We start from the raw sequence: 14578 nt of genomic DNA, 5'->3' as shown, positions 1-14578 counted from the left end.
ATATTTTGCGCCGTGTTACGAGATCGTTCTCCCGGTTTCGTACGTATTAATCGTGCAGGCGGAGCCGAGGTGGGACGCCGATCAGTTGGAGCGGACAAGAAGTGCGCGCAGGGCGTCGATGGTGTCTGCAGATGCGAGGTCCTTGTCGGGTCGATACCGCAGTACTCGTGCGAATCTCAGGGCGACGCCGCCCGGGTAGCGCGAGCTGACCTGCACACCGTCGAGTTCGATTTCGACGATCAGATCAGGATGCAGGTAGACGGTGTGCTCGTCGCGGACTCGTTCGTGTTTCGGGAATTCCTCCGTCTGCCACTGCAACAGAACGTCCGTCAGACCCTTGAACGTCTTGCCGACCATGATCGGTTCCCCGCCGTCGGGGTCGCGAGCTCCCAAGTGCAGATTGGACAGGTATCCCGTGCGGCGGCCGTAACCCCATTCGGCACCGAGCACGACGAGATCGAGGGTGTGCTCGGGTTTGACCTTCTGCCAGCTCTTTCCGCGTCGGCCGGCGGCGTAGGGGGCAGCAAGATCTTTGAGCATGACACCTTCGTGTCCGGCGTCGAGTGCCGCGTCGAAGTGGGCGGCTGCCCCGTCCGCATCGGGACGCACCACCCTGGGGATTCGGTGCCCCGGCGCCACTCGGTCGAGCGCGGTCAGCCGCTGCTCGAGCGGCGCATCGAGCAAGTCGACGCCGTCGAGGTGCAGGCAGTCGAAAAAGTACGGCTGCAGCAGTAGCTCGTGCGCGCTTTCGGCACCGAACCGGCTCATCGTTTCCTGAAACGGGCGGGGACGCCCACTGTCTTCGAGCGCGAGTGTTTCTCCGTCGAGCACCACCGAATCGCACGGGAGAGCGAGTACCAGCTCCACCAATTCGGGCACGCTCGCAGTGATGTCACGAAGGGTTCGCGTGTAGATGCTCACGTCGGTTCCGGAGCGGTGTACCTGAATTCGAGCGCCGTCGAGCTTGTATTCGACGGTGACATCGCCGGCCAGTTGCTCCCAGGCACCACGCAGAGATTCTGCGGGCGAGGCCAGCATCGGCCGGACCGGCCGACCCACCTCGAGCCGAAACGCATCCAACGCCTCGACGCCGCCCGTGATGGCTGCGATTGCGGTCGCCGGCAGGCGGCCCGACAACATGAAGGCACGCCGCACCGGAGCCTGTGGCAAGTTCGTGGCGGCGGCGACGGCATCGACCATGATTCCCTCGAGCGCGCCCTGACGCAGCTCGCCGGTGACGAGCCGGATCAGAAACCGACGTTCCTCGGCGGTACTCCGAGAGAACAGGTCCGTCAGCAACGCGATGCGCCGTGCTGCCGAGCCCGTGCCCGATGTCGAGGCAATACGAGACACTGCGGCGTCCACCTCTGCGACCGTCGAGGTCGACACCTCGGCAGACTGCACGTCGAGATCGGCCAGAGTGCGCCAGCCGACTCCTATCCGACCCTGGGGCAGCTCCCCCGACAGCCACGACACAGCAGGCTCGATGTCACCGACCTCCGCCTCGGCCAGCAGCGCGCTCAATTGCTCGATCTTGACCTTGCGCGAGCGCGTAGCGGCCACCGCACGGGACGTCTCGACGATCCTGGACATCAACACACATCGAAGATAACGCCACCCACCGACAGATCGCTGACATCCAATTGTTACCGGTGCAACTCCTGCGGCTGGTGTTATTGCTGTTACGTTCGATTGATGTCTGCAACGTCGGCGCGATAGCGCATGACAGACACCTCAGCTGAATCCCAGAACGCGATCGCCCCACGCCGCGCGCATATCGCCGTCGGGATCGTCCACGAGGGTGTCGGATGTATCGATCACCAGCGTCCACCGCGACCTCTCGCTGTACGGTGCCCAATGCTTGGACGCATCCAAAGCGGCGGGCACGCCGTGCCGCGCGAAAGCGAGCCAGCGTCTCTGTATTCGCGCCGATACCGCCATGGCCGGTTTCCGGCCGCCGAGCCAGAATGTCGGATCGCGGTTCAGCGTTCCGAAATTACCGAAGACGTAGGGCAACTCCGTGGCGTGTCCGGCACCCACACGAGCGGCCTTGAGCATCGGCGTTGCGTGGTCGAATCGATACATCCACGTCGGCGAGTGCCTGCTGTGCGCGTCGGCGATCCACAGACTCGGCATGAGAAACCCCGCGTCGCGCGACATGGCTTGCGCGCCGGCAGGTTTGTCCCGATCCGGATATGCCGCCATGATCTCGGCGACGCGATAGGCCGGGAGATCGGCATGATCGTGGGCGATGGCCCGGAACATCTCCGAGACGGTGTCGGAGGTGATCGGCATCAACGGGGACTTCATGAAACGGAAGATCGACGGCTCGTCGTGATTGGTGCCGATGATCAACGGGATCCGATGCGAGAGTCCCTTCTGAAACGCCGCCACGGGATAACGGGGGACGATGTCTCCATCCACGACCGGCGAAAGCCCAAGTGTGCCAGGAACTGTCGTTGGAATTTCATAGCACAGCGTGTCACCTGCTGTGACCAGCCTGGTGAAATGCATGTCGAGCAGTTCGCCGATATCCGCTGGGGCGACTCCCACCAACTCCAGGAATCGCGACGCCACCGCGGCACCTCGGTCGGGGCCGTACACCGACGTCGCAGGAGCACTCTGCACGATGGCTCGCTGAAACAGGCCCTCGGCCTTCGGGGACGTCATCAATGTGGTGACCGATGCACCCCCGGAGGATTCGCCGAACAGGGTGACCTGACCGGGATCACCACCGAAGGCGGAGATGCACTCACGTACCCATTCCAGGGCGGCGATCTGATCCCGCAGTCCCAGATTGGTCTCGAACGTGTGCTCGTCGGTCGAGAACGACGAGAGGTCGAGGAATCCGAACGGACCGAGGCGGAAATTGACGGTCACCACCACCGCGTCACCGTTCTCGCTCAGATTCTGCCCGTCGTACACGCGCTGAGCAGACGATCCGAGCGAGTACGCACCGCCGTGGATCCAGACCAGCACCGGACGCAGTTCACCGTCGGGACGAGGTGCCCAGACGTTGAGCGAGAGGCAGTCCTCGGAAATCGACAACGACGGATCGATCGGCACCGGACTGTCGCGGCCTTGGGGAGCCATCGCGCCGAACTCGAGCCCGTCGAGCACTCCGGACCAGGGCTGCAGCGGCAGCGGCGCTCTGAACCTGAGTTTGCCTACCGGTGGCGTCGCGTACGGAATGCCTCGCCAGGCCACGATCGGCGAGGTCTCGGCTGCGACGGGATAGCCCAGGACGTCGCCGTACGGCGTGCTCACGCTCACTGTGGAGCCAGCTGGGGTGTCCATCGAGCCTCCTGTTCGTTCACTGCCCAACGTACCAACAGCATCCAACGAATCGGCGACGTCGTGTACCGCGCCGATACCCTCGACAGAAGGAATCGGCGATGAAGAAAATCGGATGTGCCGCACTGGCAGTCGCGACACTGGGCCTGCTGTCCGCCTGCGGTTCGGGTGGCGGAGGAAACGGCCCGATGGCCACGGTCATCACCGACCGCCCCACCGCGATCATCGCAGCCCCGTCCTCGACCCGCGACGCGGCGACGTCGTCACCGCCATCATCGCCCACCACCACTACCACCACGACCACGACCACGACGGTCTCTCCGGCGAGTTCCGCTGCTGCCCAGGCGAAGCCACAGGACTACGCCGGCAAAGCACCCGGCTGGTACTACTTCTCGAGCCCCAGCGGAAAATTCGAGTGCGGTATTGCCGTACTCGACACCTCGATCGCCGGATGCCACGGGTCGTTGCCGGATTCGGCACCGAAGGTTGCTGGCATCGGGGCATCGCGCACGGCAGTCGAACCCAATGCCGTGCAGTTGATCGCAGGATCTCCGGCCAAGTTTCAGAGTTTGGGCGATCCCAAATTTCATCGTTTCGACGGCCCGGCCGCGGCGCTGCCGTACGGCGAAGTACTCACTGTCGCCGGAAGCGGCTCCACCAACGGCCTGCAATGCAGCGTCGACGAGCAGACCGGCGTCACGTGCACCGATCAGGTCGGCCATGGATTCACCGTCTCGACCCGAGGTTTCGATCTTCGCTGAAGGTCTCGGTCGGGCCGCACATCCCCAGGCGTAATGTCCCGAGACGGTACGACAATCCCTGCCGTACGGTCTCCCCAGCGGCCGACGCGCGTGCGCACGGCCGGAAGGTGCGTCACACATGAATCAGACCTCGGACCGCCACGCAGCGAAGGTGATCGGCGTCAGCATCGCCGCTGCTGTAGGCGGATTCTTGTTCGGCTTCGACAGTTCGGTCATCAACGGAGCCGTAGACTCCATCGAGCAAAACTTCTCGCTCGGTTCGTTCACCACAGGCTTCGTGGTTGCGATCGCTCTGCTCGGCTGCGCAGTCGGTGCCTGGTTCGCCGGAACCCTCGCCGATAGATGGGGCCGCAAAAAAGTAATGCTGCTGGGCTCGGCCCTGTTCACCATCTCCTCGATCGGCTCGGGATTCGCTTTCAGCGTCCCCGATCTCATGCTCTGGCGGGTACTCGGCGGGCTCGGCATCGGCATCGCGTCGGTGATCGCACCGGCTTACATCGCCGAGATTGCCCCGGCCAAGTGGCGCGGCTCGCTGGCCTCGCTCCAGCAATTGGCCATCACCATCGGCATTTTCGCCGCCCTGCTGTCCGACGCCCTTCTCGCCGGTGCTGCAGGCAGCGCCTCCAACGACCTGTGGTTCGGTGTCGAGGCATGGCGTTGGATGTTTCTGGTCGGCGTAATTCCAGCACTGGTCTACGGCGTACTCGCGACCTTGATTCCGGAATCGCCTCGCTATCTGGTGGGTCAGCATCTCGACGAGGAAGCAGCCAGGGTTCTGGCCGAGATCACCGGCGTACTTCATCCGGACGAGCGCGTGCACGAGATCAGGCTGACACTGCGCAAGGAGAAGAACTCGTCCTTCGCCGATATCCGGGGCCCGAAGTTCGGTCTGCAACCGATCGTCTGGGTCGGCATAACGATGGCCGTGCTGCAGCAACTGGTCGGCATCAATGCGATCTTCTACTACTCGACGACGCTGTGGCGCTCGGTCGGCTTCAGTGAGGATCAGTCGTTCACCACCTCGGTCATCACCGCTGTGATCAACGTGGTCATGACGTTCGTGGCGATCCTGTTCGTCGACCGCATCGGCAGACGCAAGCTGCTGATGTCGGGTTCGATCGGCATGTTCGTCGGGCTCGTCATGGCGTCCGTGGCCTTCTCACAATCGATCGGCACGGGCGACGACGTGACCTTGCCGGCTCCCTGGGGTGCGATCGCGTTGGTCGGTGCCAACCTGTTCGTCATCTTCTTCGCGTCCACCTGGGGTCCGATCATGTGGGTCATGCTCGGTGAGATGTTCCCCAACCGTATGCGAGCCATGGCGCTGGGCATCGGCACCGCAGCGAACTGGATGGCCAACTTCGCTGTGACGCTTGCATTCCCGCCACTGACCTCGTCCGTCGGACTGTGGGTCATATACGCCGGCTTCGCGCTGTTCGCCGGGATCTCGTTCTTCTTCGTCAAGGCCAAGATCAACGAGACCAAGGGTATGGAACTCGAAGACATGAAGGGGTGATACCGGACCGCAGATACAGGGGCGGCGGCATCGACACCGAGTGACCGGTGTTACTGTCGCTTTCGTTCTGACACGGGGTGTGTCCGCCGATGCGGATGCTGAGATCAAACCCGCCGAACCTGATGCAGGTAATACTGACGAAGGGATGTCAAGGCGATGACGCCTGTTGTATCTGCGGACTCGGTCCGCTTCACCGATCTGCTGTGGGATGCCTCCAAGGCCATCCACACTGCGATCGAGGAGCTCGAATTTCTCCGGCTGCTCGGAGCGGGGACCCTTCCGCTCGATGCGTTCCGTCGGTACCTCGAGCAGGACTCGCTCTACCTGGGCGGTTACGTGAAATCGCTGTCTTTGTTGGCGGCACATGCACCGACCCCGGCCGCCGGAGCATTCTGGGCCAGCGCCGCAGCGAGCGCCATGGACGAAGTGGCCTCGCACGAGACCATGCTGACCGGCGGTGCACTGCCGCCGTCGACGCAGACCCCTGCGCCCTCACCTGCATGTCTGGGCTACACGTCCTATCTGACGGCGACTGCAGCGACCGAACCGTATCCCGTGGCGGCCGCTGCCGTGTTGCCGTGCTTCTGGATCTACGCCGACGTCGGCCGCTCCCTCGCCCGCGCTGCGAGGGAGGTCCTCGATCGCGATCCCGAGCACCCTTACGCGCAATGGGTGGCCACCTATGACGCACCTGAATTCCACGACATCGTCGACGCCGCGAAGAATTTCGTGGACGACGCCGCAGCAGCTGCCACGTCCGCTCAGCGGGAGCAGATGATCGATGCCTTCCTCGTCGCGTCTAGGTACGAATTGATGTTCTGGGACAGCGCATTACATCCCACTCCGTGGCCCCTGACCGAGAGTGCGGTGTACGCGTGAGAACTATTCGAAATCTCGCCGCAGTGGCGGCGGCAGTCGTTGCGACGACGGGTGTGGTCGGCTGCTCACAATCGACCGATTCCGACACGATTCGGTTCGCCCTCGACTGGACCCCGAACACCAACCACACCGGCCTCTACGTAGCTCTGCAAGAGGGCTACTTCGCCGATGCCGGATTGAACGTGGAAGTTCTGCCCTACAACAACACCGCGGCCGACACACTCGTCGACGCAGGCAACGCCGAATTCGGCATCAGCACGCAGAGTTCAGGAGTGTTCGCCACCTCGGCGGGCGCTCGAACGGTCTCGGTTCTGGCACCGCTGCAGCACTGGGCGACCGGCATCGGAGTGCGCGCAGATCGAGACGACATCCCGAGCCCCAAGGCACTCGACGGAAAAGTCTATGCCGGTTTCGGTGAGGCCGGTGAACAGGCCGGGCTCGAGAAGGTCATCCAGAACGACGGGGGCACAGGCGAATACGAGACCGTGGTGCTCGGAACCTCCGCGTACGAGGCGGTGTATTCCGGTACCGCGGACTTCACCGTCTCCTACTTCGCATGGGAGGGCATCGAGGCCGAACACAGCGGAACACCCATGAAGTACTTCGACTACACCGACTACGGCTTCCCCGACGCCTACGCAATCACGATCAGCGGCAACGAACCCTGGCTCGCCGCGCACCCGGACGAAGCGAAGAAGTTCGTGCAGGCACTGCAGCGCGGTTACCAACTCGCCGCCGACGATCCCGACAAGGCTGCCCAGGATCTGATCGACGCCAATCCCGGAACCTTCACCGACGAATCTCTGGTCTTCGAGAGCCAGGAAATGCTCGCGGCGAACTACATGAAGGACGCATCGGGAGAGGTAGGACGGCAAAGTCTCGACAAGTGGACCGCGTACTCCAAGTTCCTGTACGAGAGCGGCGTGTTGGCCGATCAGAACGGCGCACCTCTGGCTGCGGAGCCCGACTGGTCGACCTACTTCACCAATGACTACCTCGGCGATCGATGAGACAGGTGCCGCTGACCGAGGCACCTACTCGTTCAGCGGCATCCGAGCCTCGGTGCGTTGGGCCTGGCCGGCGGTCACAGTCGTCGTTGCGCTGATAGCGGCCTGGCAGGTCTACGTCGAGCTCAGCGGCATCCGGCCGCAGGTGTTGCCATCGCCCGGCCGAGTCGTCGTGCAGGGTTGGGCGCAACGTGACGCGATCGCCGAGAATGCGGCCGCGACCCTGCAAGTGACACTCATCGGCTTCGCGGTCTCCTTGGCCCTGGCCTGGTTACTGGCAGTCGCGGTGGACTTCTCTCCGTGGTTGCGGCGCGCGTTCGTGCCGCTGTTCGTCGTGTCGCAGACGCTTCCGATCATTGCGATCGCACCGCTGTTGATCATCTGGTTCGGCTTCGGATTGCTCCCGAAGATTCTGGTGATTGCCCTGGCCACGTTCTTCCCGATGTCCATCGGACTCATCGAAGGCTTCGCGGCGGCCGACCGCGACGCGCGATCACTGTTGGCCAGCATGGGTGCCTCACGCTGGCAGCAGTTTCGTTATGTGCGGCTACCGTCTGCACTCCCACGGTTCTTCACCTCCTTGCGCATCGGAATCACATACGCCGTCGTCGGCGCGATCTTCGCCGAATATGCCGGAGCCAGTGCCGGGCTCGGCATCTACATGAGCCAGCAGAAGAACTCGTTTCGGACCGATCTGGTCCTCGCCGCGGTTGCCGTCACCGCTGTGATCAGTGTGGTCCTGTTCGTTTCCACTTTCGTGGTGGAGCGTTTCGTCGCGCCCTGGGCCCGCAGCGGTTCGGTGGGCCTTCATGTCTGACCCCACCGCCGACAACTGCATCGACGTCCACGACCTGACGAAATCGTTCGGCGAAAAACCTGTGCTCGACGGCGTCTCGTTCGGAGCACGGACCGGTGAGTTCGTGTCGATCATCGGGCCCAGCGGCTCCGGCAAGAGCACGGTGTTCAACATGCTGGCCGGGCTCGATCGGCCCGATTCCGGCTCGGTTCGAGTACCGCCGTGCGCCTACATGCCGCAAAAGGATCTGCTGTTCCCGTGGCGCTCGGTTCTCGACAACACCACCCTCGGACTGGAAGTGCAGGGCGTCGCGAAGAAGGAGGCTCGGGCACGGGCACTGGAGCTGTTCCCGGTATTCGGGCTCGACGGGTACGAGTCGGCCCGGCCGTCCGAGCTCTCCGGCGGTATGCGTCAACGAGCTGCTCTACTGCGCACAGTGGTGCAGGGACGGACGGTGCTACTGCTCGACGAGCCGTTCGGAGCGCTGGACTCACTGACCCGCAGCGACATGCAGGCGTGGTTGCAGCAGGTCTGGTCGGAGTTTCGGTGGACGGTGCTGATGATCACGCACGACATCCGCGAAGCGGTCTACCTCTCCGATCGCGTGATCGTTCTCTCCCCCCGCCCGGCCCACGTCCGTCGCCAGGTCGAGGTGCCGCTGCCTCGTCCACGCGGACTCGACATCGTGACGACCCCCCAGTTCGCGACCGTCGAGAAACAGCTGATGGATGTCCTGCTGAGCGCATCGCCGCGATGACCGCTCCGGTCCGTCGGGACCGCCGCGAATTCAATCGACGCAGGGAATTCCGCCGTCGCTGTGCACACCCTCATCGGGTGCCGCAGGTAGATCCTGGGCGGGATTCGGTGTGGCGACCTCGAGCGGTGGCGGTGGCGGTGTCGTAGTCGGGGTGGGTGCCGCGGTGATCGACGACGCGGGCGGCGCAGAGTTGCCGATCAACCGCGCAGCCTCGGCCTCGATTGCAGCGACGTCGACGAGATTGACGTCTTGGCCGTCGATGGTCTCGTAGCCCGTGATCGGCAGCGTGTAGAAGTCGATGTCACCGTGCATCACGGCACCGGCCTGACCCGCGAGCGTCATCGGATCCAGTGACGCGTCGATGACGATGTCATTCTTGGTGCCTGCTATCAGCGCCCGCAATTCGCCGATGTTCGCGAGGGTGCCGGAGGAGCTGAGCTTTGCCATCACTCCTGCCACGAAGGCCTGCTGTCGTTTGGTTCGGTCGAGATCGCCGTTGCCGAGGCCGTGGCGTTGCCGTACGAACGACAACGCCTGTGCAGCGCTCAGCTCTTGTGCGCCTGCGGGAAAGTTCGCCCCCGAATAGCTGTCGTCGACTGGATTGTTCAGGCACACCTGAACGGGGCCGACGGCCGTCGCGACATCGTAGAAGCCCAGTAGGTTCACTTCGGCGAAGTGGTCGATCGGCACGTCGAGAAGATCACGAACCGCGGTCAACGTCGATCGCCGGCCCGCTTCCCTTGCTCGCCGCTCACGCTCGGCCGGATCGGTGACACCCTCGTCGAGCAACTCCGTGTCGGCATCGGCCTTGGCAAGCCCGTACGCTTCTTTGATCTTTCGCTTGCCGTATCCGGGTACGGCGACATAGTCGTCACGAGGTATCGACAGCGCAGTCGCGCGACCACCGTCGACCGGAAGGTGCACCAGCAGCAGGGTATTGGTGTTGTATCCGCCAACATCGCTGTCTCCCGCATGCAGCGCATCGGTGACGAACTCCGCAGGCAGGTCGTTTCCGTCCATATCCTTGCGGCTGTCGAGACCGATCAGCAGGATGTTTGTGTCTCGGCCGTTGCCGTTGGCATTGCTGTTCTCGATGCCGTCGAGGGCGTCGGAGGTGGTCAGTCCGGTGGTGGCTTCGCGGTACACCGCGAAGCCGATTCCACTCACCACGATCGAGGCGAGAGCGGCCGTGGCGACGAGTACCCGTCCGATCCGCAGCACGAGACCACGATCACCCGAAGGCGCGTGGATGCGATGGCGACCCGATCCGCGGTTGCCGCGGGTGATGTGGTTGCCTGGGCCGTTCGGTAGCACCTCGCCAGGCTACTCGGCTCTCACCTGGGTAAAGCTCTGCCCAGCTGGACCGCTAGTTCGTCCACAGCCGAGAACACCGCCTCGAGATTGACTCGGGCCTGCGGAATCTGCGCTGCCAGCGCCGGCACTCGTTCGGCCAGCGTCAGGTCGATCGGGACGAAGCGGACGTCCATTCCGAGTGCGACTTCGAGAACCTGCCGCAACTGTGCTGTGGTGTGGTCGGCGGAAGCGCCGTCGGTACCGGGGGTGTAGTCGTTGCCGCGGCTGGTCACCACTACTACTGGCTTGCCGACGAGAGGAGCCGTGTCCTTGTCGAACGGCACGGTGATGCCGGGCACGTGTACGTAATCGATCCACGCCTTCAACGTCGACGGGATCGACCAGTTGTACATCGGAGCGCCGATCAGCACCACGTCCGCCGAGATCAATTCTTCGATCAGTTCGATCTGCAATGCCTCCGCGGATGCCTCGACCGTTTCGTCGTCCGTTCGCAGATGGGGTGCCCAGTGCAGCGCCGATGTGGGCAGGTGCGGAAGCGGATTCAGATGCAGGTCTCGATGGATCACGGAATGGTCGGTGGTGATCGCATGCCAGCCGTCAGAGAAGCGCGACGTTACCCGGCGGCTGATCGAACGAACCGGGTCTGCGGACGAATCGAGATGCAACAACTGCGGCACGGAAACACTCCTCGTGGGTGGGCTGTAGGCGAGCCTATGTGTACCGCCCGCTTCTATCCTGGAGGAATGGACTTCCGATTTGTCATGCCGGCTCTCCCCTCGCGCTCGGCCACCCAGCTCTCGGCCGTTGTGCAGTCGCGGACCGGGACGGACGTCGATGTCAGCATCGGGGGTTCGGTAGTGCAACTCGACGACGCCGGCCGCGCAGCCGTTCTAGAACTGCTCACTCAACTGGCGACCGGCCGAGCGGTAGCGATCGGAACGGTGGACGAGTTGCTGACGACTTCGCAGGCCGCGGAGGTGCTCGGGGTGTCCGACACCTACGTCCGACGGTTGGCCGATGCAGGCGATCTACCTATCGAAATGCGCGGCACCCACCGGCGGTTCCGGCTCGAAGATCTACTGCGTCAACGCGATCGATTCCGGTGACAATCGCCCTGGATCTCAGCCGGCCTCGCGCTCGAAGTGCTTGGACTGCACGGTCATCAGATCGCGGAACGCCTGCCCGGCGGCCAACCACAGTTGTTCGGAGTCGATGTAGTCGACTCCCCGAAGCTCGACGTCACCCAGGTACGCGCCGACGTCGACCGACAGCATTCCGATGACGGACGACACGTCCGCGTCGAGGTAGGTCGATCGACTGTTCTGCAACTCACGAAACTGGGCCGAAAAATGCTCGGCTGGGATTCTTCGATCGACGAACTGCGCGATGAGAAACAAGAATCGGGAGGTATGGGCTGGGCCCGATCCGAAGGAATGTTGCATGGTGAATACCTCTCCCCACGGTCGACAGCACCCCTCGCACTGTCGACCGTTGAGCTCGCTGATACTCGAATATCGATGTGAAGACGAACTCTCGATCATCGATTCGACCCAGTAGCTAAAACAGGGAGCTCGTCCTACAGGGGCCAGATTAATCCGGCTATTGTCCTGTTTCGTCCTGTTGGAACAATTTGGTGAGCAATCACAATCAAATAGTCCTGGCCTGCGGTTCTCTACTGAAACGAACCCAGTGGAGCGCGGCCCGGACTGTCCAACTGCCAGAAATGCCAACCGTCACGCTCTTCGACGTCACCGCTGATATGTGTGGCCACAGCACTGGCAGCGACGGAAGGATTGTCGAAACGCCGACCCTCCATCGGCCCCGCCGTGATCTCGAGCCGCTGAGTTGCTGGATCATAGCGACCACTCAACCGGTAGCCCTCGCAATCGGCGACCACGCGCACACGATTGTCGATTACTTCCTCTTCCACGGCCACCTTGGATTTTCGCACCGCTTTGACTCGAGGTGTGCGTACCCACGTCTGCTCGGGACCGACGTCGACCGAGGTGTCCAGAGTCGCGCTCAGTCCCAGCAACTCCCATCGCTCGCTGCCGTGAGCGACCCTGTCGACCGCGATAGCATGATGGCCGGTCCTGGTACGCAGGGGTGAGTCCTGCACCCACAAATCCACTTCACCTCGAATATCGGTGGCCATTTCCTCCGAGGAGACCATGTAGAAGCGAGGAGTTTCGTTCGCGAGATCGACGAACACCCAATACGAGGATCCGGTGTCGTCGCTTTCGAGCGACTCGTCCTGCCTGCGCGCCTTCCAGTCCCCGGTCACCTTCGATCGCACTCGAACGATGCACGACGACGTGCCGTCCATCGACCAGACCTGGACGGGGTTACGGCGCGATGTCGTCAGCCGCTCCGCACGGCCGCCGCGCTGTGCAACGGTTCGAATGAATGCCTTGATTCCCCGGTCGGATGTGTCTTCCACGGATTGCCACCTTCAGCGTCGAGAGCGCCCCGTACGTATGAAGAGCGGTGATGCGACGGGTGGCGCTGGCACGACTCGGTTTCCCTCACCCTACTGCTTGGACCACCTTCGAGGAACCGCAGAAAATACCAGCGCACGAGTGCCGGTTACGGTGGAGTCACCGAAACTCGGCCAGGAGGCACCTCATGTCGGTGACGATCACCCACGACCATGCCCAGAATCGGTTCGAGATCTACGTCGGCTCGGAAGTGGCCGGCCACTCCGAGTACCTCGAATCGGACGGAATCAGAACGTTCCATCACACCGTGACGCTTCCGAAATTTCGGGGCCGCGGACTCGCCGCTGCCCTCACCGAGTACGCCCTCGACGACACCAGGACGCAGGGACTTCGCTTGGTCCCTGCGTGCTGGTTCGTTCGCGACTTCATCGAAGCGACGGGCGATCGATACTCCGATCTTGTCCTGGAATGACCGTCAGCGCGCCGACGACGCCACCTCGATGCCAACCTCGGATTCGGTCTCGAGCAATTCGCTACTGTTCGACTTACCCTCGTCCACAACCGCACTGACACATGGGTTCGGTTCACTGACAGACTTTTTCATCAACCGTTCAGCTGCAACGCGGAGCCGTTCGTAGTTCTGCGCGCCGCGCGCAACCCGTTGTCGATGTTCGTTCATAATCTGTTCGTAGTGGTACATCTGTTCTCCTACAGCAGTTTTGGACGCCGACCAACGACAGATGCCGTGCGGCGAAGAATTCACGGGCCGCGTCATCGACAGCCCTGAGCTCCACTCAGAGAGCGCTATTGGCGTTAACCACAGACCGAATGCAGACGATGCGACGGCCTCGATACGTCGATTCTGCTGTCACTGTCCACCTCCACGGTCTCTGCGATTGGCCTGTGCCATGATCATGCACGGCGTCGGCGATGAACTCCAACGAATTAAATTCTTCGCGTACGAGGAATTGCGCCCAGATGTCACTTTTGTTGCGTCAGAACTGATTTCGCTTGATCCACCGGCACGAATCGTTCCGAACATTCCACCAGAGTGCGTGCCCCCCCTTCCCGGAACCCATGCGGGGAACTGACCCGATGAGCGCAGTCGATCCGACCGACGCCGATAGCCGCGACGGCAAAATCGTTCATAGAGGCGGGGTGGCAGAAGCAGTTCAGCGGTAGGCCCGCGCCGGTCCCCTCATCCGCTCCGACGATCTGCAAATGCGCGCGCGTTCGTCGGGTGCGTGCGGAATGGTGCCCGGTGGTGTGGCAATTCTGAACGCGAATGGCGAATGCGCACGCGTTCGTGTGGGGATCTCCGCGCCGGTCCCCTTCACCTGGTCCGCGGATTCGCAGGTGCGTGCGCGTTCGTCGGAGGCGAGCGGAATAGTGCCCGCCGGTGTGGCGATTGTGGACGCGAACAGCGACTGCGCGCGCGTTCGTGTGGGGATCTCCGGTGATCTCCGCGCCGGTCCCCTTCACCTGGTCCGCGGATTCGCAGGTGCGTGCGCCTTCGTCGGGTGCGAGCGGAATGGTGTCCGCTGGTGTGGCAATTCCGAACGCGGATGACGGATGCGAGCGCGTTCGTGTGGGTATCTCCGCGCCGGTCCCCTTCACCTGGTGGAACGATTCACAGGTGCGTGCGCGTTCGCCAGGTGCGAGCGGAACAGTGTCCGCTGGTGTGGCAATTCCGAACGCGGATGACGAGTGCGCGCGCGTTCGTGCAGGGGATCTCCGGGCCGGTCCCCTGCACCGGGTCCGACGATCCGCGAATGCGCGCGCGTTCGTGGAGGTGGCGGGGACGGGTGTCGGGTGG

15 protein-coding genes and 1 riboswitch are annotated in these 14578 nt (G+C 63.1%); of the genes, 8 read left to right on the top strand and 7 right to left on the bottom strand.

Annotated features, from left to right (window positions below):
- Positions 1–81 precede the first annotated feature (81 nt).
- Together RHODMAR_RS12335 and RHODMAR_RS12330 are read right to left on the bottom strand one after the other, a co-directional pair.
- Positions 82–1599 (bottom strand): ATP-dependent DNA ligase, encoded by a 1518-nt coding sequence (locus RHODMAR_RS12335; protein ID WP_008714988.1) that lies wholly within the window; start codon positions 1597–1599, stop codon positions 82–84.
- Between the two features lie 135 nt (positions 1600–1734).
- On the bottom strand, positions 1735–3297 hold the full coding sequence (locus RHODMAR_RS12330; RefSeq protein WP_008714986.1) for a carboxylesterase/lipase family protein: 1563 nt from the start codon (positions 3295–3297) through the stop codon (positions 1735–1737).
- A 98-nt stretch (positions 3298–3395) separates the two neighbouring features.
- On the opposite strand from RHODMAR_RS12330, the gene RHODMAR_RS29065 reads away from it, so the two are divergent.
- From RHODMAR_RS29065 to RHODMAR_RS12300, 6 genes are all read left to right on the top strand, one after another.
- On the top strand, positions 3396–4055 hold the full coding sequence (locus RHODMAR_RS29065) for a hypothetical protein (protein ID WP_008714984.1): 660 nt from the start codon (positions 3396–3398) through the stop codon (positions 4053–4055).
- 118 nt (positions 4056–4173) lie between these two features.
- The gene (locus RHODMAR_RS12320) at positions 4174–5571 is read left to right on the top strand and encodes a sugar porter family MFS transporter (RefSeq protein WP_008714981.1); all 1398 of its coding nucleotides are present in this window, start codon (positions 4174–4176) and stop codon (positions 5569–5571) included.
- Positions 5572–5634: 63 nt separating this feature from the next.
- Positions 5635–5734: riboswitch (TPP riboswitch) on the top strand.
- Positions 5728–6450, top strand: coding sequence for a TenA family protein (locus tag RHODMAR_RS12315; RefSeq protein WP_008714980.1), 723 nt, complete (start codon positions 5728–5730; stop codon positions 6448–6450). (Overlaps the previous riboswitch by 7 nt.)
- Positions 6447–7460, top strand: coding sequence for an ABC transporter substrate-binding protein (locus RHODMAR_RS12310; protein WP_008714978.1), 1014 nt, complete (start codon positions 6447–6449; stop codon positions 7458–7460). The genes RHODMAR_RS12315 and RHODMAR_RS12310 overlap by 4 nt, the downstream gene beginning before the upstream one ends.
- The gene (locus tag RHODMAR_RS12305) at positions 7438–8274 is read left to right on the top strand and encodes an ABC transporter permease (protein ID WP_008714976.1); all 837 of its coding nucleotides are present in this window, start codon (positions 7438–7440) and stop codon (positions 8272–8274) included. Before RHODMAR_RS12310 ends, RHODMAR_RS12305 begins: the two co-directional genes overlap by 23 nt.
- Positions 8267–9010, top strand: a complete 744-nt coding sequence (locus RHODMAR_RS12300) for an ABC transporter ATP-binding protein (RefSeq protein ID WP_008714975.1) — start codon at positions 8267–8269, stop codon at positions 9008–9010. The genes RHODMAR_RS12305 and RHODMAR_RS12300 overlap by 8 nt, the downstream gene beginning before the upstream one ends.
- Before the next feature lie 30 nt (positions 9011–9040).
- On the opposite strand, the gene RHODMAR_RS12295 is transcribed toward RHODMAR_RS12300, so the two are convergent.
- Together RHODMAR_RS12295 and RHODMAR_RS12290 are read right to left on the bottom strand one after the other, a co-directional pair.
- The gene (locus tag RHODMAR_RS12295; protein WP_008714974.1) at positions 9041–10324 is read right to left on the bottom strand and encodes an LCP family protein; all 1284 of its coding nucleotides are present in this window, start codon (positions 10322–10324) and stop codon (positions 9041–9043) included.
- Positions 10325–10344: 20 nt separating this feature from the next.
- Positions 10345–11001, bottom strand: coding sequence for an FMN-dependent NADH-azoreductase (locus RHODMAR_RS12290; RefSeq protein WP_008714973.1), 657 nt, complete (start codon positions 10999–11001; stop codon positions 10345–10347).
- 66 nt (positions 11002–11067) lie between these two features.
- Between RHODMAR_RS12290 and RHODMAR_RS12285 the strand changes: the two genes are divergently transcribed.
- Complete coding sequence (locus RHODMAR_RS12285) at positions 11068–11430, top strand: helix-turn-helix domain-containing protein (protein WP_042938970.1); 363 nt, start codon at positions 11068–11070, stop codon at positions 11428–11430.
- 15 nt (positions 11431–11445) lie between these two features.
- Here the strand turns inward: RHODMAR_RS12285 and RHODMAR_RS12280 are convergent, their stop codons facing one another.
- Positions 11446–11766: a hypothetical protein gene (locus tag RHODMAR_RS12280; protein ID WP_008714971.1), complete on the bottom strand. Its 321-nt coding sequence runs from the start codon at positions 11764–11766 to the stop codon at positions 11446–11448.
- Positions 11767–11996: 230 nt separating this feature from the next.
- Positions 11997–12764 (bottom strand): hypothetical protein, encoded by a 768-nt coding sequence (locus tag RHODMAR_RS12275; RefSeq protein ID WP_008714970.1) that lies wholly within the window; start codon positions 12762–12764, stop codon positions 11997–11999.
- Positions 12765–12949: 185 nt separating this feature from the next.
- Here RHODMAR_RS12275 and RHODMAR_RS12270 point away from each other — a divergent pair, with 185 nt between their 5' ends.
- On the top strand, positions 12950–13234 hold the full coding sequence (locus RHODMAR_RS12270; RefSeq protein WP_042938968.1) for a GNAT family N-acetyltransferase: 285 nt from the start codon (positions 12950–12952) through the stop codon (positions 13232–13234).
- A gap of 3 nt (positions 13235–13237) precedes the next feature.
- On the opposite strand, the gene RHODMAR_RS12265 is transcribed toward RHODMAR_RS12270, so the two are convergent.
- Positions 13238–13462 (bottom strand): hypothetical protein, encoded by a 225-nt coding sequence (locus RHODMAR_RS12265; RefSeq protein ID WP_008714968.1) that lies wholly within the window; start codon positions 13460–13462, stop codon positions 13238–13240.
- Positions 13463–14578: the final 1116 nt, after the last annotated feature.

The sequence above is a fragment of the Rhodococcus sp. AW25M09 genome (assembly GCF_000333955.1).
In the GTDB taxonomy this organism is placed as follows: Bacteria; Actinomycetota; Actinomycetes; order Mycobacteriales; family Mycobacteriaceae; genus Rhodococcoides.
This window is presented reverse-complemented; position numbering and strand designations above follow the sequence as displayed.